At 52.1% G+C, this 25,901-nt stretch carries 19 protein-coding genes; 11 read left to right on the top strand and 8 right to left on the bottom strand.

Going from position 1 to position 25,901, the window contains the following annotated elements; translation table 11 throughout:
* Positions 1 to 25 precede the first annotated feature (25 nt).
* The 4 genes from EHT25_RS19035 to EHT25_RS19020 form a co-directional block, all read right to left on the bottom strand.
* Entirely contained in the window at positions 26 to 664 is a 639-nt protein-coding gene (locus tag EHT25_RS19035; protein ID WP_124876709.1) for a PDDEXK family nuclease, read from the bottom strand.
* A 133-nt stretch (positions 665 to 797) separates the two neighbouring features.
* The gene (uxuA, locus tag EHT25_RS19030) at positions 798 to 2,003 is read right to left on the bottom strand and encodes a mannonate dehydratase (protein WP_124876708.1); all 1,206 of its coding nucleotides are present in this window, start codon (positions 2,001 to 2,003) and stop codon (positions 798 to 800) included.
* A 119-nt stretch (positions 2,004 to 2,122) separates the two neighbouring features.
* A complete protein-coding gene (locus tag EHT25_RS19025; RefSeq protein WP_124876707.1) occupies positions 2,123 to 3,766 on the bottom strand; it encodes an AMP-binding protein in 1,644 nt (547 codons plus the stop codon).
* Positions 3,767 to 3,777: 11 nt separating this feature from the next.
* A complete protein-coding gene (locus tag EHT25_RS19020; RefSeq protein ID WP_124876706.1) occupies positions 3,778 to 5,499 on the bottom strand; it encodes an acyl--CoA ligase in 1,722 nt (573 codons plus the stop codon).
* 179 nt (positions 5,500 to 5,678) lie between these two features.
* Between EHT25_RS19020 and EHT25_RS19015 the strand changes: the two genes are divergently transcribed.
* The 4 genes from EHT25_RS19015 (at position 5,679) to EHT25_RS19000 (ending at position 10,626) form a co-directional block, all read left to right on the top strand.
* Positions 5,679 to 7,019: an MFS transporter gene (locus EHT25_RS19015; RefSeq protein WP_124876705.1), complete on the top strand. Its 1,341-nt coding sequence runs from the start codon at positions 5,679 to 5,681 to the stop codon at positions 7,017 to 7,019.
* Positions 7,020 to 7,163: 144 nt separating this feature from the next.
* Positions 7,164 to 8,159 carry a sugar kinase gene (locus EHT25_RS19010; RefSeq protein ID WP_124876704.1) on the top strand — a complete coding sequence of 332 codons (996 nt, stop codon included), beginning with the start codon at positions 7,164 to 7,166 and terminating at the stop codon, positions 8,157 to 8,159.
* A 69-nt stretch (positions 8,160 to 8,228) separates the two neighbouring features.
* Positions 8,229 to 8,903, top strand: a complete 675-nt coding sequence (locus tag EHT25_RS19005) for a bifunctional 4-hydroxy-2-oxoglutarate aldolase/2-dehydro-3-deoxy-phosphogluconate aldolase (RefSeq protein ID WP_124876703.1) — start codon at positions 8,229 to 8,231, stop codon at positions 8,901 to 8,903.
* 178 nt (positions 8,904 to 9,081) lie between these two features.
* A complete protein-coding gene (locus EHT25_RS19000; RefSeq protein WP_124876702.1) occupies positions 9,082 to 10,626 on the top strand; it encodes a tagaturonate reductase in 1,545 nt (514 codons plus the stop codon).
* On the opposite strand, the gene EHT25_RS18995 is transcribed toward EHT25_RS19000, so the two are convergent.
* Positions 10,598 to 11,353: a LytR/AlgR family response regulator transcription factor gene (locus tag EHT25_RS18995; protein ID WP_124876701.1), complete on the bottom strand. Its 756-nt coding sequence runs from the start codon at positions 11,351 to 11,353 to the stop codon at positions 10,598 to 10,600. The two genes, EHT25_RS19000 and EHT25_RS18995, sit on opposite strands and share 29 nt — an antisense overlap.
* On the bottom strand, positions 11,350 to 12,420 hold the full coding sequence (locus EHT25_RS18990; RefSeq protein WP_124876700.1) for a sensor histidine kinase: 1,071 nt from the start codon (positions 12,418 to 12,420) through the stop codon (positions 11,350 to 11,352). The genes EHT25_RS18995 and EHT25_RS18990 overlap by 4 nt, the downstream gene beginning before the upstream one ends.
* A 476-nt stretch (positions 12,421 to 12,896) precedes the next feature.
* Here EHT25_RS18990 and EHT25_RS18985 point away from each other — a divergent pair, with 476 nt between their 5' ends.
* From EHT25_RS18985 to EHT25_RS18965, 5 genes are all read left to right on the top strand, one after another.
* A complete protein-coding gene (locus tag EHT25_RS18985) occupies positions 12,897 to 13,283 on the top strand; it encodes a T9SS type A sorting domain-containing protein (RefSeq protein ID WP_124876699.1) in 387 nt (128 codons plus the stop codon).
* A 170-nt stretch (positions 13,284 to 13,453) separates the two neighbouring features.
* Positions 13,454 to 16,147 carry a TonB-dependent receptor gene (locus tag EHT25_RS18980; protein WP_124876698.1) on the top strand — a complete coding sequence of 898 codons (2,694 nt, stop codon included), beginning with the start codon at positions 13,454 to 13,456 and terminating at the stop codon, positions 16,145 to 16,147.
* Positions 16,148 to 16,285: 138 nt separating this feature from the next.
* Positions 16,286 to 16,939 (top strand): YceI family protein, encoded by a 654-nt coding sequence (locus EHT25_RS18975; protein WP_124876697.1) that lies wholly within the window; start codon positions 16,286 to 16,288, stop codon positions 16,937 to 16,939.
* A 178-nt stretch (positions 16,940 to 17,117) separates the two neighbouring features.
* Positions 17,118 to 19,976, top strand: a complete 2,859-nt coding sequence (locus EHT25_RS18970) for a PQQ-dependent sugar dehydrogenase (protein WP_124877109.1) — start codon at positions 17,118 to 17,120, stop codon at positions 19,974 to 19,976.
* An 18-nt stretch (positions 19,977 to 19,994) separates the two neighbouring features.
* Positions 19,995 to 20,972, top strand: a complete 978-nt coding sequence (locus tag EHT25_RS18965) for a sugar phosphate isomerase/epimerase family protein (protein WP_124876696.1) — start codon at positions 19,995 to 19,997, stop codon at positions 20,970 to 20,972.
* Between the two features lie 48 nt (positions 20,973 to 21,020).
* Here the strand turns inward: EHT25_RS18965 and EHT25_RS18960 are convergent, their stop codons facing one another.
* Positions 21,021 to 21,785, bottom strand: coding sequence for an NUDIX hydrolase (locus EHT25_RS18960; protein ID WP_124876695.1), 765 nt, complete (start codon positions 21,783 to 21,785; stop codon positions 21,021 to 21,023).
* A 115-nt stretch (positions 21,786 to 21,900) separates the two neighbouring features.
* Here EHT25_RS18960 and EHT25_RS18955 point away from each other — a divergent pair, with 115 nt between their 5' ends.
* Both EHT25_RS18955 and EHT25_RS18950 read left to right on the top strand, forming a co-directional pair.
* Positions 21,901 to 23,079, top strand: a complete 1,179-nt coding sequence (locus tag EHT25_RS18955; RefSeq protein ID WP_124877108.1) for an esterase — start codon at positions 21,901 to 21,903, stop codon at positions 23,077 to 23,079.
* 144 nt (positions 23,080 to 23,223) lie between these two features.
* Entirely contained in the window at positions 23,224 to 24,144 is a 921-nt protein-coding gene (locus tag EHT25_RS18950) for an aspartate carbamoyltransferase catalytic subunit (RefSeq protein WP_124876694.1), read from the top strand.
* Positions 24,145 to 24,234: 90 nt separating this feature from the next.
* Here the strand turns inward: EHT25_RS18950 and EHT25_RS18945 are convergent, their stop codons facing one another.
* Complete coding sequence (locus EHT25_RS18945; protein WP_124876693.1) at positions 24,235 to 25,872, bottom strand: carboxylesterase/lipase family protein; 1,638 nt, start codon at positions 25,870 to 25,872, stop codon at positions 24,235 to 24,237.
* Between the last annotated feature and the right edge of the window lie 29 nt (positions 25,873 to 25,901).

Here is a 25,901-nt window from a genome sequence, read left to right as displayed (position 1 = left end):
GATTTCGTTTAACAGGCAAAGTCGGTTACGCCGACTTTTTACCCGTCAACAACGCATCAAGTACGAATGAACAGCCCGGCAAGACGTCGATGGGCTGGTCCCAGTTCTTCAAAATCCAGTCTTTCTGGGGTTCCGCAATCCAGATTTTTTTTGATTCCGTAAAAATCCAGATCACTTTTTCGATGCCAAAATTCAATAACTGAGTGGTTTTTTCCTGGTAATAATTAAAATCGGAATGGAAACGGCTGAAGTCGGCTTTGGTGTCCACTTCAATCGCAATCTTCGGCGGAACCCAGGCGTATTTGGAAAGATCCTGACCTTCCAGTTGCGGATTCGAAAAAACGGCGATATCGCAGGCTCGCCAGTCATTCTTTTTAAATTGAACTCCTAACTCATTGGTAACCACCGTAAACTCCTCTTCATTCAACGCATTGATTAACCGGGCCACCAGTTTGGCAATCAGTATTCCCTGTAACAAACTCGAACTCATTACGTTTTCTGCCGATTTAATACCGTTCAAGACATCCTTGTACCCGGCGTAATAAACCGGTTTGCCGTCCCACATCTCATAGACGAGCGTTTCGAGCAAACGAGCCCTCGCGGTCCGGGCCTCGCGTTGCGCCGGACTGCGTTTTGTAGTCTGTTTTTCCTGTACTTCCGCCATTTGTCGGTTTTGGGTTTACGGTTTTCCGTTTCCGGTTTCCGGTAGCTAGCGCCGATCCAAGAACGCGTCAGCCACCGAAAACCGGAAACGGAAAACCGTAAACCAATCTTTTCCTTCCGCCAATATACAAAAATCAAAGACTCGACCGCTCGATTCCGAGCATCAAACCGCGCAGTTCGGCCAACCCGCGCAGGCGTCCGATGGCCGTGTAACCGGGATTCGTGCGTTTGCCGGAGTTCAGGTCATCGAGCATTTTGTGGCCGTGATCGGGCCGGAAAGGCATCCGGAAATTTTCGATTCCCTCCTCTTCCCGACGACGCTGTTCGCCCAACAACGCACTAATTACGGCAAACATATCCACGTCGCCGTCGAGGTGGTTGGCTTCGTAAAAATTTCCTTCCTCATCGCGTTTGGTAGCGCGCAAATGAATGAAATGAATGCGGTTTCCTAACCGATCGACCATGCCCGCCAAATCGTTGTCCGGCCGAACGCCGTACGAACCGGTGCAGAAGCACAGGCCATTAGCCGGAATATCGATGGCGTCCAGCACCAGCCGGGCGTCGGCTTCCGTACTCACGACGCGCGGCAGACCCAGAATCGGATACGGGGGATCGTCGGGGTGAATCGACAACCGAACGCCCGCATCCTGCGCAACGGGGGCAATTTCCCGCAAAAACGCATACAGATTTTCGCGTAACTCCTTATCACCGATGTGCTTATACGTATCCAATGTCGCCTGAAACTGCTCGACGGTATAGCTTTCTTCCGAACCCGGCAGGCCCGCGATGATGTTCCGCTGCAAGCGCAATGCTGCGGTTTCGTCCAGCGACTCAAAGCGGTTCCGGGCTTTCTGAATCTGTTCGGGCGTGTAATGATCTTCCGCACCGGGGCGCTTCAGGATGAACAGTTCAAAAGCCGCAAACTCCGTCGCATCGAATCGCAAAGCCGTTGATCCGTCCGGCATAGGATAGTCGAGATCGGTGCGCGTCCAGTCCAGCACCGGCATGAAATTGTAGCAAACCGTATCGATGCCGCAGCGGCCCAGGTTCACAATCGACTCCTTGTAGTTCTCGATGTATTGCTGAAAACCGTCGGCGCGGGTTTTGATGGCGTCGTGTACCGGAATACTTTCCACCACCGACCAGGTCAGTCGGCTTCCGCCGGGTTCGGCGGCTTCAATGATGGATTTACGGGTGTTAATTTCATCGACGGACCACACTTTTCCGTTCGGAATATGGTGTAACGCGGTTACAATTCCCGTTGCGCCAGCTTGCTTAATATCGGCGAGACTCACGGGATCGGCGGGGCCGAACCAGCGCCAGGTTTGTTCTAATGCCATTTTTTTGCGGATAATTTTACTAGAAAAGCAGGCCGTTGAACGGCTTCTACTCATTTCGGAACGTAGCTTTTACGGGCGGTTTTTCAGAATACTTTGAATGGTCAGAATCCTAATAATAGTTACTTATTTGAATGGCGTCCCTCATGATCCAGTCCCAGTTCGGCAGTCGATATCTCGCGCATTTCCACCTTTCGGACTTTCCCGGAAATTGTAATCGGAAACGAGTCGGTGAACTTCCAGAACCGTGGAACTTTAAAATGAGCAATCTTTTCTTTACTGAATTCGATCAGCTCGAGTGCAGTCAGCTCTTCTCCTTTTTTTACTTTTACCCAGGCCATCACCTCTTCCCCGTATTTTTGGGAGGGGACTCCAATCACCTGCACATCTTCGATTTTCGAGTGCGTATACAGGAAATCTTCAATTTCTTTCGGCGAAATGTTTTCTCCTCCGCGAATGATGAGGTCTTTAATGCGGCCGCTGATCGTGATGTAATCGTCGTCGTCAATCACGCCAATATCGCCGGTATGAATCCAGCCTTCGTCATCCAACACGGCATGGGTGGCCGCTTCGTTGTTCCAGTACCCTTTCATGACCGAATACCCCCGCGTGCACAATTCTCCGGGCCGGTTTCGCTCACAAGTTTCGTGGGTTTCCGGGTCAATTATCTTGATTTCCAGGTGATCGTGAATGGTTCCGACCGTACTGACCTGTTTTTCCAGTGGAGCTCCGATCACGGTTTGGGTGGAAACCGGTGACGTTTCGGTCATTCCATAACAAATCGTGACCTCTTTCATGTGCATTTTCGACTGCACCTGTTTCATGATCTCGATTGGACACGGCGAACCGGCCATCACGCCCGTTCGGAGCGACCGGAGGTCATATCCATCAAAACCGGGCAGTTGCAATTCCGCAATGAACATCGTAGGTACGCCATACAGTGACGTGCATTTTTCCAGTTCCACAGCATGCAATGCCCTGGCCGGATCGAAGCTTTCGGACGGTACAACCATACAGGCCCCGTGCGACGTACAGCACAGATTGCCGATCACCATTCCGAAGCAGTGATAGAAAGGAACCGGAATGCAAACCCGGTCTTCCTCCGTGTATTTCAGGCGAATCCCGATGAAATAACCGTTGTTGAGAATGTTTTTGTGCGTCAGCGTTACACCTTTCGGAAAACCGGTCGTTCCCGAGGTGTACTGAATATTGACCGGATCGGTATTTTTTACGGTGGCTTCAACAGCCGCCAGTTCTTCATCGCCGATGTGCCGCGAACGTTCCAGAAATTCGTCCCAATTCAGGTCGAGGTAGACTGTTTCGCGCAGCATTTCGCAGGCCGGACCGACTGCTTCCAGCATGGCCTTGTAGTCCAGTTTTCGGAATTTAAGCGCCGATACCATGAACGAAATCCCGGACTGGCTGATGACAAACGCCAGCTCATTGCTGCGGTAGGCGGGGTTGATATTGACCAAAATGACGCCAATGCGGGCAGTGGCGTATTGAATCACCACCCACTCGCTGCGGTTCGGCGACCAGATTCCCAGCCGGTCACCCGGTTTTACGCCCGAAGCCAGCAGACTCCGGGCCGCCCGGGTCGTCTGATCGTAAAATTCCCGGTAACTGGCCCGGTAATTTTGCTCCACACAAACCAGCGCGTCCCGGTCGGGAAACCGGGAAACCGTACGGCGCAGGTTGTCACCAATTGTGTCGGGTAGCAACGGGGTTGCTTCCGAACCTTTTACGTAGGCTGGCTGGGCGGTCATTCCGGTCGGATTTATGATTTCTTGGCATAACAATACTCCTTCTCGATCACCAGTCCGTCCAGTTTGTTGCGGGCTTCCCGGGCGCGTAGTTCAACCCGCCGGATTTTACCGCTGATCGTTTTCGGCAACTCGTTGACAAATTCGATGATCCGGGGCATTTTAAACGGCGCCAGATGTTCCCGACTGAACGAAAAAAGTAGTTCGGCAAGCTCTTTTGAAGGCTCGGAACCCGGTACCAATACCACAAATGCCTTAATTTCGAAGCCTTTCACCGGGTGCGGGCTTCCCACCACCGCCGATTCAACCACCACGTCGTGTTCGAGCAGGGCGCTTTCCACTTCGAACGGGCCAACGCGGTAATCCGACGATTTGATCACGTCATCGTCGCGGCCCACGAACCAGATGTAGCCGTCCTGATCTTTGTACGCCTTGTCGCCCGTAAAATACAAACCTTCCCGAAAAACCGCTTTCATTTTTTCAGGCTCATTGAAATACCCGGAAAAAATCCCGTTCGGCCTTCCGGTATCCATCCTGACGCAGATTGTTCCTTCTTCGTAAAGCGGCTGTTCCTGTCCTTCGTCGCTGGCGATTACCACATCATACAGAAAGAGCGGTTTTCCCATGCTTCCGGGTTTGATCTCGTCATTCGGCAGATTACCAACGATGCAGGAACTTTCCGTTTGCCCAAAACCGTCGCGAATTGTGATACCGGTGCCTTTTCGCCAGACGTCGATCACTTCGGGATTCAGCGGTTCTCCGGCGGCCACACACGCCCGCAGACTTAGCCGGAATTGGCTCAGGTCTTCCTGAATCAGCATGCGGAGCACCGTCGGGGGGCAGCAGAACGTGGTCACTTTATGGGTTTCAAGTTGCTGGAGCTGCCATTTGGCGTCGAAGCGTCCCGGCTGGTTATACGAAAAAATGGTTGAACCCATATTCCAGGGGGCGAAAACACTACTCCAGGCAAACTTGGCCCAGCCCGGCTGCGCAATGTTGTAATGAAGATCGTCCGGTTTCAGGCCAATCCACGAAGCGGTGGTCAGGTGACCGATCGGGTACGTGAAATGCGTATGGCTGACGATTTTCGGCATTCCGGTGGTTCCGGATGTAAAGAATAGAAACAACGGATCGTCGGCCCGAGTTTGCGCGGCCTCGGCGGTTTTGTCGTAGTTTCGGATTTCGTCGTACGTAATCCAGCCGTCGCGGTGGCCTTCGGTCAGGATCTTCAATCCGATATGAATCGTGGCCTGTTTTTCGGCCGTGTCGATTTTTTCCGCGTTTTCCGGATCGGCCAGAATCACTTTCGGCGTTAACCGGCCAAAGCGGTAGACCAGGTCGCTGACGCCCAGAATGGTTGCGACCGGAATCAGCTTAAAACCGCCTTTGATCACGGCCAGTATCGACGTCCAGATCGGCGGAAGGCTCGAGAGCTGCGACAGAATGATGTCGCCCTGCTGCACTTGGTTTGCCCGAAGCAGATTCAGCAACTGGTTGCACTGTTCGGCCAGTTTACTAAATGTGAACGTCTCGGTCCGGTCGCCGTTGGTCCAGATCAAAGCCGATTTTTCCGGAAACGCAGCGACATTCAGTGCTTCAAATACATCGGTGACCCAATTGAAGTACACCGGTTTTGTAATCGCAAGCTCCGGCAGATCATTAAATTTTTCACGAATGATGAGGTCTCTAACGTGCTCTACGTAGGCCGTTAGTGCGGGTTTTTCCGGTTGAACCATAGCCGTTTATGCGTTAAAGTATACGTAAGCGGGTTACCGGAAAGAATTACTCACACGCAGGCAGAATGATTGGGAATCGGGCCGAAAAATTAACTTTGTCCGGCTAAAATAGCATCGTGTTGTAAAATTACTATACTTCGCAGAATTTTGTCTTTTCAAATGATTGCAAACCTCCTTTCATGAAGCCCGATCAATCCGGAAACTATCGCTGGCGAATTGTGCTGCTTTTGTTTTTCGCGACCACCATCAATTACATCGACCGGCAGGTGCTTTCGTTCACGATGATCGACGAAACGTTCCGGCGGGAAATGATGGGTAAAACCGCCGGGGAGGCCCTGACCGAAAGCGATCTGGATCAGTTCAAAGTACTTTACAGTTACATCGATACGGTTTTCAAAGTTGCCTACGCCCTGGGATTTCTCCTGACCGGCTGGCTCATCGACCGGGTTGGTACCAAGCGCGGGTATTCCCTTTCCATCATTGTCTGGAGTATTGCGGGCGTTCTGAATGCCTTTATCGGATCGTTGCGCGGGCTGAGCATCGTGCGGTTTATGCTGGGCATCGGCGAAGCCGGGAATTTCCCATCGGCCATTAAATCCGTCGCCGAGTGGTTTCCCAAAAAAGAACGATCGTTTGCGACGGGGTTGTTCAACGCCGGAACCAACGTCGGCATCATTGCCACCGCAGCCCTGATTCCGTGGCTTACGATCCGGTTTGGCTGGCGGGTTTCGTTCATTGCCACCGGTTTACTGGGCTTTCTGGTGCTGATTGCGTGGTTACGGATTTACCGCCGTCCCGAAGAACATCCGCGCGTCAGCAAAGCCGAACTGGATTATATTTTACAGGATCACGAAGAAGCCATTCCGGAAGAAAAACTGTCGTGGTGGCGTTTGCTGGGGTTCCGGCAAACCTGGGCGTTCATCGTCGGTAAGTTCATGTGCGACCCCATCTGGTGGTTTTACCTCAGCTGGCTCCCCGACTTCTTCAACAGCAGCGAATCGCTCGACCAGCGGCTGGATCTAAAAAACGTCGGATTGCCTTTTCTGGTCATTTACATCGTTTCCGACGGCGGCAGTGTGCTGTTCGGCTGGTTGTCGTCCAAGTTTATTCACATGGGCTGGTCGGCCAACCGGGCGCGCAAAACCACCATGCTAATTTGCGCAGTTTGCGTTGTTCCGATTTTTTTTGCCGCCCAAACCAGTAGTATTTACGTAGCCATTGCCTTGATTTCATTAGCAACGGCAGCCCACCAGGGTTGGTCGGCCAATGTGTACACGTTTGCGTCCGATCTGTTTCCCAAAAGTGCCGTGGCTTCTGTCACCGGAATTGGCGGGATGTTTGGTGCAATGGGCGGTATTTTGCTGGCGGCCATTGCCGGAAACATCCGCGTGAACCTGGGGTATCTGCCGTTGTTCATCGTGGCCAGTTCGACGTACCTGATTGCGCTGGTGATTATCCACCTGCTGTCGCCAACGATGCAGCCCGTGACCCGAAAAGAACTGGAAAGCATTGGTGTTTAAGCATTCAACGGGCTAAAAATGGCGGGATTGTATAAAAAATCGGTAAGGATTAAGAATGGTTTGAAAGTTAAAACCGGGTAATTGCGCCCGTCATTTTAACCCACGAAACCATCAGAAGCCGTTTACCCCAAACAACTTTTGTAATTGAAAAAAATAGTCACTTTCGGCGAGGTCATGATGCGACTGGCTCCGCCCGGTTTTGCAAAATTCAATCAGGCGCATTCCCTGAATGTAGTCTATGGCGGAACGGAAGCCAATGTGGCCGTTTCGCTGGCCTATTTCGGGTGTAAAACCACACACGTAACCCGGTTTCCCGACCATGCACTGGGTCGGGCGGCTGCCGCCACGTTACGTTACCACGGCGTCGATACGGAAAGCATCAGCTTTGGGAACGGACGATTAGGTTTGTATTTTCTGGAAACCGGGGCCGTTAGCCGCGCCAGCCAAATTATTTACGACCGCTACGATTCGGCCTTTTCGCTGATTCAGCCCGGTGATTTCGACTGGGAAACCATCCTGACCGGAGCCGACTGGTTCCACTGGTCGGGCATTACACCCGCATTGTCGCAGCAGGCCGCCGATTGTTTGCAGGAAGCCATTCAGACCGCCAACCGACTGGGGGTGATGGTTTCGGGTGATATTTATTTTCGAAGTAATTTGTGGAAATACGGTAAAAAACCGCAGGACATTCTGCCGGCCCTCACCGCCGGATGTGATCTGGTGCTGGGCAATCAGGAAAACTTCGAAGAACTCTACGGCGTGGAAGCCGACTCCTTCGAAGCCGCCTGCCGGGGCATGCAAACGCTCTTTCCGCGGAACCGGTATTTTACCGACACGGAACGGCAATCGCTGAGCGCATCGCATAACCGACTGATGGCCAAGCTATTCGATGGCACCAAAACGTACACGTCGGACGTTTACGACATTACGCACATCGTTGACCGGATTGGCGGTGGGGATGCCTACCTGGCCGGACTGATTTACGGTCTGGTCACCAAAAACGACCCGCAATACGCCGTTGAATTCGGTGCGGCCGCAACGGCCCTGAAACACACCATCGAAGGTGACGCAAACCTGGTTACCGTTCAGGAAGTTGAAGCCGTAGTCGGCGGTGATAAATCCGGCCGATTGAGAAGATAATTTTTATACAATGAACAATGAACGGAGCAACCTGTTGAAGTTCATTGTTCATTATTTCCTAAAAAAGTCGTGGCTCGTTTTTCAAGATTAGATGTTTACCAGACCATTCGGCAGGTGCCGGTGGTACCGGTTTTTTACCACGCCGATGCGGAGGTTTGTCGTGAAGTGTTGGGAGCCTGCTACCGGGCAGGAATCCGGGCGTTTGAATTCACCAACCGGGGCGATTTTGCCCACGAACTGTTCTCCGAATTAGCCAAAATTGCCGCCCGCGATTTCCCGGATCTGGTGTTGGGGGCCGGAACGCTCGTCGAAGCCGCCACGGCCGCGCTGTACATTCAGTCGGGCGCGAATTTCATCGTTGGCCCGTCGTTCCACGAATCCATTGCCCGAACCTGCAACCGCCGGAAGGTCGCTTACATGCCCGGCTGTGCAACCCTCACCGAAATTTCGACTGCCGAAGAGTTTGGCGTTGAGATCGTGAAAGCTTTTCCGGGCGATACACTCGGAACCGGTTTTGTCAAAGCCGTTAAAGGTCCGATGCCGTGGACGAGCATCATGGTGACCGGTGGCGTCGAACCCACCCAGGCGAGTTTGAGTTCCTGGTTTGGCGCGGGCGTGACCGCCGTCGGAATCGGTTCGCAATTATTTCCGAAAGACGTCCTGAAAAACCGCCAGTTCGACCAGATCGAAACCAAAGCCCGGGAAGTGATTGCCATTCTTAACGAGTTAAAAGTTATACGTTAAGAGTGAAGAGTTATAACGGGGCCGCCCGGCGGTTGGCTGACGCAAGCTTTTTTAACTCTTCATTCTTAACTCATAACTCTTAACTCTCAGGTTGCGCCCAATGCGTTTAAGCCTTACTTTTACACATTACAAGATTAGTTGATTCCCTTCGAGACAACAGCGAAACGTTATCCAACCCATGACACCACTGAATCGTTCGACCCATCCGGCCACTACCCATCCCGAGCGCGTGCTGCAATTTGGCACGGGCGTTTTGCTGCGTGGGCTACCCGATTACCTCATCAATAAGGCCAACCAGCAGGGTATTTTCAACGGCAGCATTGTGGTTGTAAAATCGACCGGTGGAGCTACGGATGAGTTTGCGGAACAGGACGGTTTGTATACGGTGGTTACACGCGGTTTTCAGAAGGGTCAAACGGTCGACCAACACACGGTGGTTTCGGCCATCAGCCGCGTTCTTTCGGCGAAGGAGGATTGGAAAGCCATTCTGGATATTGCTAAAAAGCCGTCGCTGCAGGTCATCATTTCCAATACTACGGAAGTTGGCATACAGTACGTTGCGGAAAGTATTTTCCAAAATCCGCCCCAATCCTACCCCGGCAAGTTGACGGCGTTTCTGTACGAACGATTCAAGAACTTCGGTGGGGGACGCAGCAAAGGGCTGGTGGTGATTCCCACGGAATTAATTTCGGACAACGGCCTGAAACTGCGCGACATCGTTGAAAAACTGGCTAAACACAACGAGCTGGGCAAGCTATTTATGAAGTGGCTCAAATACCACGTTCGTTTCTGTAACTCGCTGGTTGATCGTATTGTACCGGGAAAACCGGATGCCGAAACCCATCAGCAGGCGCAGCAGAAACTGGGCTACGAAGACAAGCTGCTGATCATGGCCGAACCGTATCGGCTCTGGGCCATCGAGGGTGATGATCGGGTGAAAAGCGTTTTGACCTTTGCCAAAGCAGATCCGAATGTCATTATCGACGAGGATATTAATTTTTACCGGGAACGCAAATTGCGTGTCCTGAACGGCGGCCACACCATCAGCGTTCCGCTGGCTTATCTGCTCGGTCTGGAAACCGTCAATGAAATGATGAACCACCCGCTGATGAGTCGTTTCGTGGAGGAAGTGATTACGCAGGAAATTGTGCCGACCTTGCCGGAATGGATGATTCCGGAAGAAAATCCGGACGCCGTTCGCGAGTTTGCCGCCGACGTGCTCGACCGGTTTCGGAATCCGTTCATTGAGCACCTGTTGCTGAGCATTACGCTGCACGAAACCTCGAAAATGCGCGCCCGCAACCTGCCGACCATTCAACGGTATGTGGAGCAGCAACAGCAGATTCCGCAGCGAATGGCGCTCGGATTTGCGGCTTACCTGCGGTTTATGAAAGCCGTCCGGTTTGAAAAAGGCGTGTACCTAGGCGAAGCCACCACCCCATCCGGCGGCATCATCACCTACCCGATTCGCGACGACTACGCCGAGTATTTCTACAACATGTGGAACAAAGTGGATGTCCACGATCCGGCTTCCGTGCGGAATTTTGTGCAGACGCTCTGTGCCGATTCGGCCTTGTGGGAAACCGAACTGGAAACCCTCAGTGGTTTTGCCGACACCGTGGCCGATCATCTCAACAACCTGCTGACGTTAGGCGTTGAAGCTACCCTCGAACGGCAACTGGTAACGGCAGAGTCTACGACCAGCGGCTCAGGAATTGATTAAACGCATCTTTGTGCTGATCGCTGACCGGAATAGTGGCAGTTCCGATCTGGATGGTGTTACGCGTGACGGCTTCGATTTTGTCCAAAGCGACAATGAATGAGCGGTGAACGCGCATAAACCGCCGGGAAGGGAGCTTGTCTTCCAGTGCTTTCAAACTGGTCAGCGACAGAATGGGTTTGGAAACGGCATCGGGCCGCTCTTTCCGCAAATGCACTTTTACGTAATCCTTCAGTCCTTCAATGTACAGAATATCATTGAAGGCAATGCGCACCAGCTGGTATTCCACCTTTAGAAAGAGATACTCTTCTTCGGGTTCGGGCAGCGAAGGCAGAGTCACGACAGGCCGGTGAATCAGTTCAAAATACGCCCGTGCCTTATTGGCCGCCCGCAGAAATTCTTCGTAATTGAACGGTTTAAGCAGGTAATCCAGCGCATCGACTTTGTACCCTTCCAGGGCAAAATGATTGAAAGCCGTCGTAAAAATAATTCGGGGAGCGTGGCCGGTTTGATTGCGTTCCAGCACCCGGGCCAGTTCCATTCCCGTCAGATCGGGCATCTGAATATCCAGAAATAACAGATCGACCGGATGATTGTGGAGACCCTGTAACGCTTCGACGGCACTACTGTACCGCCCGGCCAGGGTTAAAAAAGGGGTTTTGTCGATGAACGCACAGACCAGCCCGAGCGCCAGGGGTTCGTCGTCGACCGCAATGCAATTTAACGTCATGAGAGTTGCAGGTTCAAATGAACCAGGTACTCGTTGGCGGGGGCATCTTCCTTCACGGAAAGTTCATAGCGTTCGGGATACAGCAAATCGAGCCGCCGACGCGTGTTGGTCAGGCCAATGCCACTACCGACTTCGAGTGACTGATTTTTTTCGGGAAAGATCGTGTTTCTCACTTCCATTTCCAACTGGGAACCTTCCTGGTGAATACTGATGACGATCCGGCTGGGCAACATCGCGCTGACGCCGTGCTTGAACGCATTTTCGACGAATGGCAGCAAAAGCATCGGCGCCACCGGCACATCCCGCAGCGGTTTGGGCTGTTCGAGCGTCACAGTTACCTTGTCCGTCAGCCGGAGTTGCATGAGTTGAATGTAATCCTGCACGAAGTCAATTTCCTTGCTCAGCATGGTGGTATTGTTACCGGTTTCGTAGAGAACGTACCGCATCATCCGCGACAGCCGGTGCAGGGCTTCCCGGGACGCTTCGCCATCGATGAGCGTCAGGGCGTAAATATTATTGAGTGTATTGAAGAAAAAATGCGGATTGATCTGGGCTTTCAGAAACGAAAGTTCGGAGCTCACCCGGGCCTGTTCCAGGTCGAGCCGCAGCCGGGCGTCTTCCTGCCACTTCTGGACGGACGCAATGCTGGTTCCGATTCCGAGCATGAGGAAAGTTGTAACTAAAACCGACTGGCTCCAGCCCCAGATATTGCGGGGTTTGCGAACCCCGCCCTCCGGGTGAAAAGCCCGAAACATTTTCTCCGGCAGATCAAACCAGGTGTCGATGTTAAAAAGCAGAATCAGAACCATGGCTGCGGTTCCGACAATGGAAGCGATATAGAGACCGGTTTGGTCGCGAAAAAGCAAGCGGGGAACGAGTACCAGTGCGTTGAAATAATAAGCGCCTACCAGCAAGGCGAAGTAAATGCCCTGTTTGATCCAGAAAAGCGTCGGCAGGGTAACATCCCAATTCAGCGGCTGATAAACCAGCAGGGCAAAACCCAGTAAGCCCCAGGCTAATACGTGAATCAGAACCGGGACGTTTCGGCGTAACGTGAGTAAATTCATGGGATGATAGGATTTCAGGCGATACTCACAAGTTGACTAATTTCTTCCAGAATGACAAAACAACCTGGCATCAAATGAAACCAGGTTGTCCAACTACCATCTCTATTAAATAAAATCTATGTATAAGTTCGGCGGAAACTCCATATTGATGAACGCCGAACTAGGAACGTCGTCAAATGATTTACAATCATACGTCACAATTTCGGAAACCGCATTTGAGAATCGACAAATTGCCATCTTGTCCCGACCAATTGCCTGTTTTCACCTATTAGTCCGCTTCAAAATGTATTTTGAACATAAAGTGGCGGTTTTCTAGCATTAATCGGTCAAATCACCTCATTAATCGGCGTCTCTAACTCGCTGGTATATCGCGTTTTGAGGGCGATTTTATCCGCTGTTGCTTTGTATCGTTGGTCAACCGCAAACCGCTCGCTAACCTACAAACGCACCATATTTCACACAAAAACACCAATACAATGAAAACCGCAATCGCTTCCCTGTTTATCGCCTTCTGCGTCTCTACCGCCAGTTTCGCCACCCCTGCTACTGCAACGGAAGACAAAGCCCCGTTCGAAACCTCCGTTATTGCCTTTCCCGCGCACATGAAACTCGACGTGGTTGTTCAAAATCTGGAAGGGGCTAACCTGACCATCCGGATCGTCAACGAAGCCGGTATTACGCAGGCAACCCAATGGCTGAACAAACACGAAAAAGCCTTCCGTACCCGCTTCGATATCAGCAGCCTGAGCGACGGAATTTATAAAGTCATTGTTACCGACGGTGCGACGACGAAGACGCAGGAGATCAATATCTCGACCAACGTACCCACGCCCGTAACAAACCGCACCATTTCCATCGACTAATCAGATGGTCAAACCGCCGGTCAACTGACCGGCGGTTTGACAGTACCGTTTGGATTCATCGGTGAAAAGACGCCATCCGGCGATGTTCCCACCCCTTTAGTCTATTCCATTTTCCAGAATACAATTGAGATTGTTGTTTTGTAACTTCAATGCATAATGGGTACGAAATCATGAACAAATTTTCCCTCTCACTATTTTTAGTAGCAATCAGCCTGATCACAGTTCAAGCATTCGCTCAATTTCCGGGTGGTGGCGGTTTTGGCGGTGGGATGCGCGGCCCGGGTATGGGTGGCCAGCGTGGCGGTGATCAGCAAAAAGAGAAAACCTTCATTCCCGGTACGGCCGACGACGATCGTCCTAAAGGCAACGGAAAAATCACCGGTCTGTTGATGGACTCCACCTCGAATCAGCCCGTTGAATATTCTACCATCGCTTTAATTGATACGAAAACCAACAAGCCCATCGACGGCACGACGGCGGATGGCAAAGGGAAATTTACCTTATCAAAACTGGCTCCCGGTACCTATAAACTGCAATACTCGTTTCTCGGCTACCAGAATAAAACGTCGGCCCCCATCACGATTGTAAAGGGTTCGGATATCAACGTTGGCGTCGTCAAATTAGCCCAGGATGTTCGGATGCTGGGTGAAGTCACCGTTACAGGTCAGGCGGCTTTGATTGAAGAGAAAGTGGACCGGCTGGTGTATAACGCCGAAAAAGACATTACGTCCAAAGGTGGTGATGCCGCCGATATCATGCGGAAAGTGCCAATGCTGAGCGTCGATCTCGACGGAAACGTCAGCCTGCGCGGCAGCAGCAACGTTCGGGTGTTGATCAACAACAAACCCTCGACGATTGTGGCAACCAGCGTGGCCGATGCCCTGAAGCAGATTCCCGCCGACATGATCAAGTCGATCGAAGTCATTACGAGCCCTTCTGCCAAATACGACGCCGAAGGTTCCGCCGGTATTATCAACATTGTAACGAAAAAGAACACGTTACAGGGGGCTACCATGAACGTGGATTTAGGCACCGGAAACCGGAGTTCGAACCTGAACCTGAACGCCAGCTACCGCCAGGGTAAAATGGGCTTCAACCTCGGTGGTTTTGGCCGGGCGATGTACAACATCAAAGGTGCGTTCAACAGCACGCAGAGCACCATTGGACAAGTTGGAACGACCACGACCATTCAGTCGGCCGATACGCGTCAGCGCGGCATGTTTGGCAACTACCAGCTCGGTTGGGATTACGACATCGACAAAAACACCTCGTTGACGGCCACAGTTCGGTACGGCTTGCGAAACATGACCAACTTCCAGGATAACCTCCAAACGTTGTCGTACCTGAACTTGCTGGCGAGTATGTCGGGCCGGAACGTGGCAACGAAGAACACTTCCGGAACGGTCGATGCGAACGTTAGCTACACCAAAACCTACAAACCAAATCAGGAATTGAGCGTTCTGGGTCTCTACAGCCGCAACAACAACACCAACAATTTTGTGGCCGAACTGCTCAACGGCACCGATATGCACACGATCACCGGTCGCCAGCGCAACGACAACCTGAGCTACAACCAGGAATCCACCCTGCAGATCGACTACCAGACACCGATTAAAAAGAATCAGCTGCTTGAATTTGGGGGGAAAGGAATTTTCCGGAACGTGAACAGCGATTACAAATATTTCATCGCCACCGGTGATAACGAGAACTACCAGAACAGCCCGAATCAACAGGCGAATACGCTGAATTATGACCAGAACATCACCGCCGGTTACGTGGCTTACACCTACGCTTCCAAAACAAAATGGACGTTGAAAGCCGGTGGCCGTTACGAATATACCTTCATCAACGCACATTTCAGCCAGACCGAACAAGGCAGCGACCTGAGCACCATTCCGAACTACGGCGTATTTGTTCCGAGCGTCAATGTATCGAAGAGCATCAAAGGTGGCAAGATTGTTAAACTGGGTTACAACCGCCGGATTCAACGCCCGGGCATTCAGTTCCTGAATCCGAACATCAATGTATCCAACCCGCTCAACATCAGCCAGGGAAATCCCTTCCTGAAACCGGAACTAACCGACAACTTCGAGTTGGGATTGAGCGGACAGGTTAAGAAATTCTACCTGAATGCCACGCTGTTTGCCCGCGTCACCAACAATTCCATCACGAGTGTTCGCGATACCGTAACCCGCAATACCGGTTCGGTCGTGAATCCGATTTACCAGCAGGTGATCAGCAGTAGCTTCCAGAACATCGGAAAAGAACAGGCCTACGGGGTGAACCTCTTCACGAACGTGACGCTGTTCTCGATCTGGCAAATGGGTGGTGGCATCGACCTGTATCACACCTACCTGACCAACAACAATGCCAGTGCGGTTTACGGTGCTTCCAACTCGGGCTGGGTCATTGGTGGCCGGTTGTTCACGAGTGTCACCCTGAAAAATGGCTGGGGTCTGCAGGGCTTCGGTGGAGGTCGCGGACGGCAGATCAACCTGCAGGGCTACCAGGGTAGTTTTGCCTTCTACAACCTGGGGGTCAAGAAAGATTTCAACAACAAACGCGGCAGCATCGGTATCGGCGCGGAGAACTTCTTCAATCACCCGTTCAAAGTGCGTTCCGAATCGAAATCACCCATCCTGACCCAGAGCAGCGTGAACAGCATGTATAACGCCGGTGTTCGCGTCAACTTCTCGTACCGTCTGGGTAAAATGAGTCTCGATGGCTCAGGATTCAGTCTCCGCCGGAAAAAATCCATCAACAACGACGACCAGAAAGGTGGCGGTGATGACAATGGCGGTGCACAACAAGCTCAACCGGCAACGGGTGGTGCCACCGGCGGTGCTCGTCCCCGTCAAAAATAATACGTGACTATCCCTAACCTGAATGCGCTGACTCGTCGGACGGATAGTTTGAATACGATTCTCATTCCGTCCGACGTTTTGGCTTCAGGGAAATCAAACCGAACTTTTTAACTTTCAACCAACCATCCTTCTCTATCAATGAAAACAAACCAAATTGTTGCCGGTTTTCTCGCTGTTGTTATGCTGACCGCAGCCCCATTAATGACCATTGCCGGAACCAACGGCCCCGAAAAACGTTCCGCCAAAACCGTTGCCAAACCGGTCACGTATGCCGTTGATCCCGAACAAAGTACGGTGGTCTGGAATTCGAAAAAGGTGGGTGGTGAACACACCGGAAACATCAAGCTGGCAAAAGGTGAGTTTGTTTTCGACGGCAAAAAATTGACGGCGGGAAATTTCACGGCCGACATGACGACGCTCAGCGAAAACAAGAACAGCGAGCGCGTGGTGAATCACCTGAAAAGTGATGATTTTTTTGGCGTCGAGAAAAACCCGACCGCTACATTCAAAATCACCAAAGTAGAAGCGATTTCCGGTGCTAAAGCCGGTGAGCCCAACTACAACGTAACCGGCGATCTGATGATCAAAGGAACCACGAAACCCATCACATTCCCGGCGGTTGTTAAACAAGCGGGTGACGATGTGGAAGCAACGGCGAAACTGACCGTCAACCGGCTGGAATACGACATCAAATACCGGGCGGCTATTATTGGCACGGCCGCTGACCGCATCATTGAAGATACGTTCTCGCTTGACCTGAAACTGGTGGGCAAGAAATCGAAGCCGATGTAATTTGGGGCTGTTATCAGCTTTTCCTGCGCTACTAAAAGTCATTTGTTCTCCCAACGAGTTACCTATTTTCATTGATCGGTTTTGTTCATTGATGAAAATGGATCGCTCTTTGGGACAACAAGTGACTTTTTAGTTCAATCAATGCTCAACAAAACACAAGTAAGCTTAACTATCTATGATGAAGTTTAAAAACCGTCTCTCCAAACCCTTCTCCCTCCTGATCAAGGCGACGCTGATCGTTGGGCTGGCTTCCTTTACATTACAAGACAATCCAAAAGATCAAAAACCGGACGAAAGCCGGTTTACGCCCGTCGTCATTGCCGACAACCTCGACGAACCAATGGTGTTTGAAGTCCTAAAGGACGGGACTGCTTACATTATCGAGCGCAAGGGCGGTTTCAAAAAATACGATCCGGCGACCAAAACCGTCAGTCTGCTTGCCACAATTCCCGTCAATACCAAATACACCAGTGCCGAGGGAGTTTCGCGTGAAGCTGAAGAAGGGTTGATGGGACTTTCGCTCGACCCTAATTTTGCTAAAAACCACTGGGTGTATCTGTATTACGCGCACCCGACCGAAAAGAAACACATACTGACCCGTTGGGAGCTGGTCAATGATCAGCTCGTGAAAGGTTCGGAAAAAGTGGTGCTGGAAGTGACGACCCAACGCGAAGTCTGCTGCCATACCGGTGGCGGCATGACCTGGGACAAAGCCGGGAACCTGTACCTGACTGTTGGCAACAATACCGGAAACCAGCAGGCTGCCCAAACCGACGAACGGCCGGGCCGCGCCAGCTGGGATGATCAGGGGCATGCCGGAAATACCAATGATTTACGCGGTAAAATCCTCCGCATCCACCCCGAACCCGACGGCTCCTACACCATTCCCGAAGGCAATCTGTACCCCAAAGGAACCGCCAAAACCCGCCCGGAAATTTATTCGATGGGCCATCGCAACCCCTGGCGGATTTCGATCGACAGCAAAACCGGGTATCTATACTGGGGTGAAGTGGGTCCCGATGCCAACGAAGATACGGAGATCGGACCGCGTGGCTATGATGAACTGAACCAGGCCCGGAAACCGGGTAACTTCGGCTGGCCGTGGTTTGTTGGGAACGATCAGGCCTTTCCGGTTTTTGACTATGCGACCAATAAACCGCTCGACAAAAAGAATCCCCAAAAAACCATTAATAATTCGCCCAACAACACCGGTTTGACGGAATTGCCGCCGGTAGCGCCCTCGTTCATTTATTATCCCTACGGCGTCTCCGAAAAGTTTCCGCTCGTTGGCAGCGGTTCGCGCAGTGCAACGGGTGGCCCGATTTATCACCGCTCCGATTTCAAAGATCCAAAGCGGCCCTGGCCAGCCTATTACGAAGGAAAGTGGATTGCCACCGACTTTTCGCGCGGCTGGATTATGGCGATTACAATGGATGAAAACGGCGATTACAAATCCATGGAGCGGGTTTTGCCCAATTACCGCCCCGTCGAACCGATCGATATGAAGTTTGGGCCGGACGGTGATTTATATACACTGGAATACGGCAGCAACTGGTTTCGCAAGAGTGACAACTCCCGGCTGGTTCGGCTGGAATACAACGGCGGAAACCGCAAACCGCTCGTTCAGGCGACAGCCAGCAAAAAAGGCGGCACGGTTCCCTTTCAGGCCACCTTGTCGTCCGAAGGCAGCAAGGATTTGGATGGCGACGCCCTGAAATACCAGTGGAAAGTGGCAGCTCCGGGTGGGGCGGCCCGCGTGTTCACCACGGCCAATCCGACGGTTTCGTTCGATAAAGCCGGTGTGTATACGGCCACGTTGACGGTAAGTGATCCGAAAGGTGCAACCAACAGCCAATCGGTTAAAATCGTCGCGGGGAATGAACCCCCGGTTGTTTCAATCAACCTGACCGGTAACAAGTCGTTTTTCTTCCCCGACAAACCGATTCAGTATGCGGTTCAGGTAACGGACAAAGAAGATGGCAACCTTGCCTCTGGAAAAATCAAACCGTCGCGGGTGGCCATCAGCATCGACTATACTTCCGAAGGCTTCGATTACGCGGAAGTGGCTCAGAGTCAGCGCAGTGTCGATGCGTCCACGCAATTCGCCGTAGCTCAGACGCTGATTGGCCAGAGCGACTGCAAGGTTTGCCACCAGGTTGCGTCCAAATCCGTCGGTCCGTCTTTCAACGATATTGCCAACCGGTACAAAGGTAAACCGGAGTCATTCAACCCTCTGGTGAAAAAAGTCATCAACGGCGGTGGTGGCGTCTGGGGCGAGGTTGCGATGCCCGCTCACCCGGCGATGTCGGCGGGCGATGCGGCTGCGATCGTCAAATACATCCTGAACAGCACCGAAAAAACGCTAAGCACACTGCCGGTTCAGGGCGACTACCTGGTCAAAATTCCGGAAGGCGACAACGGTAAAGGAGCGGTTTTGGTGCGGGCGGCTTACACCGATTCGCCGGTCAAAGCGATTCCTTCGCAAACGTCGGAAAGTCAGATCGTTTTACGTAATCCGGAAGTAAGTCCGGCTGATGCGGAAATCACCAAAGGCGTCGACATCAAGGCGCGGGGCATGGGAAGTGGGGTTAGTCTGATGGCGTTTTCGAACGGGTATATCGGGTATAAGAAACTGGATTTGACCGACATTAAGCAACTCGAACTGATTGCTTCGGCGCAGAAACGCGAAGGTAGTGTCGGTGGAACCGTTGAAATTCACCTGGATTCGCCCACCGGCGAGCTGATTGGGCAGATTCCCGTTGAAGTTGCGCAACCCCGGGCCGCCAATGCCGCCCCGACCGCCACTTCGATCCAAACCGCTGGCGGAGCTACTCCGGCCAGCGGAACCGGTGTTACGGCCCAGCCCAAAACCGCTACCCCTTCCTATACACCCCGCGGCCCGGTTCCGCTGAAAGTCGATCTGAAAGAAACCAGCGGAAAGCATGATGTGTACCTGGTTTTCAAAAACGATCAGGCCAAAGCCATCGAACCGCTTTTGTCGCTATCCAGCATTAAGTTTATTCCGATGATGAAGTAGTTTTAAACCCGTTACGACATGTCTTCCCGAAGAGAATTTCTCAAAAATTCCGGTGCGCTGGCGCTCAGCAGCCTGATGTTACCGGCTTATGCCCGGCCCAACTCCCTGACCGGTTTGCTGGCTCCGGCCCCCATCGGTTTGCAGTTGTACACCATCACGAAATTAATGGCGGAAGATCCGAAGGGCACGTTGCAAAAAGTAGCCGCCATTGGGTACAAGGAGATCGAAACGGCGGGGGGCCTGAAAGAAGGCTACTACGGTTTCAAACCCAAAGAATTTAAGGCCATTATCGACGATCTGGGCATGAAATGGCGGGCCCACCACGCCGGTGGCGCTCCTTTTCGGCCCCGAACTCCGCCCAGTGTGGGTGGTGCCCCCGCCGGAGCCACTCCCCCCGCTGGCGGTCCGCCACCCAATGCCGACCGGCAGGCGTTGATGGCGGCCATGGCCAAACGTCCGAACTTGCGGGATAATTACCAGCAGCTGGTCGACGACGCGGCTGAAGGCGGATTGAGTTACCTCGTTTGCGCGAGCACGCCCGTGGCCACGCTGGATGAAATCAACAAGTCGATCGAGGTGTTTCAGAAAACCGGTGAAGCCTGTAAAAAAGCCGGTATTGCTTTTGCGTATCACAACCATGCGACGGAGTTTGACCCGGTCGATGGGGGCAAAACACCGTACGAACTCATTCTTTCTCAGACAGATAAGGAACTCGTCAAGATGGAACTGGATCTGGCCTGGGCCACGAAAGCCGGAAAAGACCCCGTTGCTTTGTTTAAGGAAATGCCGGGGCGGTTTCCGCTCTGGCACATCAAGGACATCAAAGATGACCTGAAAACCATCACAGAAGTAGGAAACGGTGTGGTCGATTTCAAGCGGATTTTCAAGGCCGCCAAAACCGCTGGTCTCAAATACTATTTTGTGGAGCAGGACGCGGCTCCCGGCATCGAAAACGTTTCGATCAGCTACCAAAATCTGGCCAAAGTAGTGGCCTAAACGACGGTTTCAGGAGTCGGAAAATTGTCAACATTCCGACTCCTGATTCTAGCTAAATGCTAAATGGCCCTCTTTGAGGGCTTTTTTGTATTTTTCCTTGTCGAAACGAAACAGATAGGGCGACTTGAAAGCCCCCCCTTTCCGTTGTTCCTCCAGCCGTTCGATGATGCCCAGGGCCCGCATTTTCTTGGAAAAATTGCGGGGATCGAGCGAACGGTTCAGAATGGTTTCGTACAACCGCTGCAACTCCGGCATGGTAAATTTTTCCGGTAACAAATTGTAACCGACAGGCTGCCAGCTCAGTTGAACACGCAGCGTTTTTAGCGCGACTTCAATAATGTGATTGTGGTCAAAAAGTAACGGAGGCAGTTTTTCGACATCCAGCCATTGGTATTCATCCGTCAGAAAATCGGCCGTCGGTGTTACTTTCGAGACATCGACCAGGGCAAAATAACCAATGGAAACCGTGCGGTCGGGCCATAAACGGGTTGAATTATCCGGCCAGTTCAGCTTCCGGCTGATTTCGACGCGGTTATAGCGAACATCTTTGCCAAAGGTGTGAAACTGCTGGAGAAAAAGCTCTTTTATTCCGGTACGTTCTTCCAGAATCCGCTGGGCGGCCACATCAACCGATTCTTTTTTGTAAATAAATCCACCCGGCAATCCCCATTCATCGCTTTCCTTCCAGCGTAACAACAACACTTTCAACTGGTTATCATAAAAACCAAAGATCACACAATCAATCGAAAGACCCAGAATACAGCGCTCATCGACGTCTTTGAAGAATTCTACGAGTTGTTTTTTATAATCCATGGAGAAAAAATAAAAAATAAGCTTTATGTATTAATTACATATTCAATATTTATTTTTAAGATGAGGGCCGGGCCCCGTCCGCTTCTCCCTAAACCCTCCTTCACGAATGAACCGAATGTCAATCCGACTACTCTTTTTTTTCCTGTTTCTGACTCAGCTATCGCTGGTGCGTGCGCAACAGGCCCACGTCAATCTGGACTGGAATCCGCACAAAAACACCCAGAACCTGAATCCGTTTGGTGCCAACGTCATTTCACCCGAAGTATCTGACGACCACATGGTTACCTTTCGTCTGAAAGCGCCCAAAGCCCAGGAAGTGCTGTTGACGGGTGGGCCGATGCTGCTGGCACTCAAATCGGCCAAACCAATTCCGTTCCGGAAAACCAGCGACACGCTCTGGACGCTCACAGTCGGTCCAGTGAAACCGGATATTTACGTCTATAAACTGATCATCGACGGTGTGACGGTCGTCGATCCCAACAACACGCTCACCGGTTTTTCGGATCAGCCGGGCTACAGCCAGTTAGTCGTTCACGGCGACGGACCGGCTTATTACGATGCCCGACCGGTTCCGCATGGCACCGTCACCCGCCAGATTTATCACTCGGATGTCCTGAACGGCGAACGTGAATTGTTCGTTTACACGCCCCCCGGTTACAACCCGAAGAAAAAATACCCGGTTTTATACCTATTGGGCGGCAGCGGTGAACTGGCTTCGACCTGGGCGCTGGATGGAAGAGCCAACTTCATTGAAGATAACCTGCTTGCGGAAGGGAAAGCCGTTCCGATGATCATTGTCATGCCGAACAACCAGGTTGTTCACCGGAGTGATCCGAAACATACCGAATTGACATTCAAGCTGTTCGAAGAAGAACTACGCAAACAGATTGTGCCCATTGTCGATAAAAACTACAGCACAGTAGCCAATCCGAAGGGCCGGGCACTGGCCGGTTTGTCGATGGGCGGACGGCATACGCAATTTGTCGGTTTCAACTGCCTGGATTTGTTCAGCTCATTTGGCTGCCTGAGTTCGGGCGATCTGAATGCCGAACAGTCGAGTGCGAAATTCCTGAACGATCCGGAGGTGAATAAAAAAGTGGATTATCTGCTGGTCGGACAGGGAACCGGTGAAGTCGCCACGATTGGTCTACGGGCCGTAGCGCTGCACGAAGCCTTACAAAAACACAACATCAAACACGATTATTACGTCGGTGGCGATGGTGCGCACGACTGGGGAACCTGGCGGCATCTGCTCTATTACCGCCTTTTGCCCAATTTGTGGTCAAAGAAATAATTTCGGAAAACCGGTGCACTAATCCCCGCCCCATCGGGCGGTTTTCCCGAAAAACAGGATTTATATCCGTAACAGGGCGGGTCAGATTTGAAATCCGGCGCGACGAGAGCTATCTTTGCCAAACTTTTCCTCCTCATTCGCGCCATGCAACAACTCAGCGTCCGACACCTGCTGGGCATTAAGAACCTGACCGAGAACGACATTCAATTGATTTTAGGAACGGCTCGCGAGTTCAAAGACGTCATTAACCGACCGATCAAGAAAGTGCCGTCGTTGCGTGACATCACGATTGCCAATGTTTTTTTTGAAAATTCGACCCGCACACGGCTGTCGTTCGAACTGGCCGAAAAGCGGTTATCGGCCGATGTCGTGAATTTTTCGGCGTCGGGCAGTTCGGTGAAAAAAGGGGAAACGTTGCTGGATACCGTCAACAACATTCTGGCGATGAAGGTCGATATGATTGTGATGCGCCATAGCAGCCCCGGTGCCCCGCATTACCTGTCGGACCGAATCAAAGCCAACGTCGTCAATGCGGGCGACGGCACGCACGAACATCCGACGCAAGCCCTGCTCGATTCGTTTTCGATCCAGGACAAACTGGGCGACGTTGCGGGAAAACGGGTGGCCATCATCGGCGACATTCTGCACTCCCGCGTGGCGCTGTCAAACATTTTCTGTCTGCAAAAACAGGGCGCGGAAGTGATGGTTTGCGGGCCTACCACACTGATCCCTAAATACATCAATGAGTTGGGCGTGAAAGTGAGCCACGACGTTCGGGAAGCGCTCAACTGGTGCGACGTCGCCAACGTCCTACGGATTCAGCTGGAGCGGCAACAGATCAAGTATTTTCCGTCGCTGCGCGAATATTCCCTCTATTACGGTATTTCCAAAAAGATGCTGGACGAACTCGACCGTCCGATCGTGCTGATGCACCCCGGCCCCATCAATCGGGGTGTCGAGCTCACGTCGGACGCGGCCGACTCGCATCATTCGATTATTCTGGACCAGGTCGAAAACGGCGTGGCCGTTCGGATGGCGGTTCTGTATCTGCTGGCGCAGATGTAACGTACCCACGGACTTCAGTCCGTGAAATTCATGTCCAACTAGTAGCTTTTAATACATTAAGAATCTCACGGACTGAAGTCCGTGGGTACGTTACAACGAAATCTGCGGGCCAATTGCCAGCACGGCTTTGTCGTGGTGGTACTTCTCAACACATTGATTATCAAAGAGCATCGTTGCGCCATTGGCTGGTGTGTATTTCTGCCAGTTCGGCAGCCCCTTGTGGCCCGGATTGCCGCTGCGGGCAAAATGAATCCACGATTGACTCATTTTGTCGGCTAAATCGTAAGCGGTTTTCGTGCCGCCGGTCATCTCTTCGCACCGGGCGATGTTGTTCATGACGAATGGAATTTCCATGCAGTGAACGGCCTTGTACCGTCCTTCCAACACCGGCGATTGCCAGGTGAACAGATACATATAAACCGGGGCCGGTGAAGCGGTTTTCAGATCCGCCATTTTAATCGCGCTCCGCCGGAACATGCCATCGATGTCGAGCAGATCCGATGGTTTGGTGTCGGCGGGATACGCTTTTCTAACGGCGGCTATGTACGCATCCGTCTGGTCGCCATACTGTTTTTGCAGCATCTTTTTTGCCTCTTCCGATGTTAATGTGTTGCTATCGGGCGTGCGCAGCGACGCCATAAATTCGTTTTTGGTCGAACCGATCAGCAACGGAACCGCAGCTGAAATGCTTTGTGCCGCCGGATCAGTGGGCTGATAGGGCAGAAAACTTCCGTCCAGGGTCGGTATCCACATCAAACCAAAAACCGTCAGCGGTTTTCCTTCCGTTTTCAACTGTTCCTGCACTTTCTGAACCGCTTTTTTACCGGCAGCTGCCAGTTTTTCGTACGGAACGTGCTGAATGTCATCTACATTTGCCGGTTGCAGATTGAGCTCTTCCAGCACGGCGGCCCCAATCCGCTTCGTAACCGACTGCTCCTGAAAATGCAGCCCTAACCCGCCACTTTGAATAATGGCTTTGTGAAAAAGTCCTTTCGCCGAGGGCGTATAAAGCAGCGTGTTGACCTTGCCGCCCCCACCCGATTGTCCAAAAATGGTAACGTTATTGGGATCGCCCCCAAAGCTGGCAATGTTGGCTTTCACCCACTCCAGAGCCGCCACCAGATCCATGATACTGGTGTTGGCAGATCCTTTATACTTTGCCCCGTAAGCCGATAAATCCAGAAATCCCAGAATGTTCAGCCGGTGATTGACCGAAACCAGCACGACATCGCCTTTCTTGCTAATGTTTTCGCCGTCGTATGAAGGCAATTCCTGCGAAGAACCGGCGGTATGTCCTCCCCCGTGCAGCCAGACCATCACCGGTCGTTTTTTCGAATCGTTAACCCCTGACGACCAGATATTCAACCGAAGGCAATCTTCGCTCGGATAGCCCCAGTCGTGGTGATACACAAACTCCGATTCGTCCTGAACCGAAATAGTGGGGTCCATCAGCGGGCAAACCGGCCCGTAGCTCATCGAACTCCGTACGCCCGTCCACGAATCCGGTTTAGTGGGTGCCATAAAGCGTTCGGCTTTGGCGTACGGAATGCCTTTGAAGGTAACTGTACCATTGTGAACATAACCCCGGACTTTGCCCGACTCCGTTTGCACAACGGCCACATCTTTTCCGGCCACGATGGGCGCGGTGGTTTCTTTTTTGCCTTGCCCCGCACTCCAGAGAGGCAGGGCAAGGACTGACGCAGCAATCAATAGAACACTGATTTTCATATAGGTTGGTAAAAGACTTAATGCATTCA

Source organism: Larkinella rosea, from assembly GCF_003858635.1.
In the GTDB taxonomy this organism is placed as follows: Bacteria; Bacteroidota; Bacteroidia; order Cytophagales; family Spirosomataceae; genus Larkinella; species Larkinella rosea.
Note: the sequence above shows the minus strand (reverse complement) of the source record. Positions and strands in the feature narration are given on the sequence as shown.

Bases quoted from the DNA above. Each gene is read 5' to 3' on its own strand.
- EHT25_RS19035 (WP_124876709.1), bottom strand. From the start codon at position 664: ATGGCGGAAGTACAGGAAAAACAGACTACAAAACGCAGTCCGGCGCAA.
- uxuA (WP_124876708.1), bottom strand. From the start codon at position 2,003: ATGGCATTAGAACAAACCTGGCGCTGGTTCGGCCCCGCCGATCCCGTG.
- EHT25_RS19025 (WP_124876707.1), bottom strand. From the start codon at position 3,766: ATGACCGCCCAGCCAGCCTACGTAAAAGGTTCGGAAGCAACCCCGTTG.
- EHT25_RS19020 (WP_124876706.1), bottom strand. From the start codon at position 5,499: ATGGTTCAACCGGAAAAACCCGCACTAACGGCCTACGTAGAGCACGTT.
- EHT25_RS19015 (WP_124876705.1), top strand. From the start codon at position 5,679: ATGAAGCCCGATCAATCCGGAAACTATCGCTGGCGAATTGTGCTGCTT.
- EHT25_RS19000 (WP_124876702.1), top strand. From the start codon at position 9,082: ATGACACCACTGAATCGTTCGACCCATCCGGCCACTACCCATCCCGAG.
- EHT25_RS18995 (WP_124876701.1), bottom strand. From the start codon at position 11,353: ATGACGTTAAATTGCATTGCGGTCGACGACGAACCCCTGGCGCTCGGG.
- EHT25_RS18990 (WP_124876700.1), bottom strand. From the start codon at position 12,420: ATGAATTTACTCACGTTACGCCGAAACGTCCCGGTTCTGATTCACGTA.
- EHT25_RS18985 (WP_124876699.1), top strand. From the start codon at position 12,897: ATGAAAACCGCAATCGCTTCCCTGTTTATCGCCTTCTGCGTCTCTACC.
- EHT25_RS18980 (WP_124876698.1), top strand. From the start codon at position 13,454: ATGAACAAATTTTCCCTCTCACTATTTTTAGTAGCAATCAGCCTGATC.
- EHT25_RS18975 (WP_124876697.1), top strand. From the start codon at position 16,286: ATGAAAACAAACCAAATTGTTGCCGGTTTTCTCGCTGTTGTTATGCTG.
- EHT25_RS18970 (WP_124877109.1), top strand. From the start codon at position 17,118: ATGAAGTTTAAAAACCGTCTCTCCAAACCCTTCTCCCTCCTGATCAAG.
- EHT25_RS18965 (WP_124876696.1), top strand. From the start codon at position 19,995: ATGTCTTCCCGAAGAGAATTTCTCAAAAATTCCGGTGCGCTGGCGCTC.
- EHT25_RS18960 (WP_124876695.1), bottom strand. From the start codon at position 21,785: ATGGATTATAAAAAACAACTCGTAGAATTCTTCAAAGACGTCGATGAG.
- EHT25_RS18955 (WP_124877108.1), top strand. From the start codon at position 21,901: ATGTCAATCCGACTACTCTTTTTTTTCCTGTTTCTGACTCAGCTATCG.
- EHT25_RS18950 (WP_124876694.1), top strand. From the start codon at position 23,224: ATGCAACAACTCAGCGTCCGACACCTGCTGGGCATTAAGAACCTGACC.
- EHT25_RS18945 (WP_124876693.1), bottom strand. From the start codon at position 25,872: ATGAAAATCAGTGTTCTATTGATTGCTGCGTCAGTCCTTGCCCTGCCT.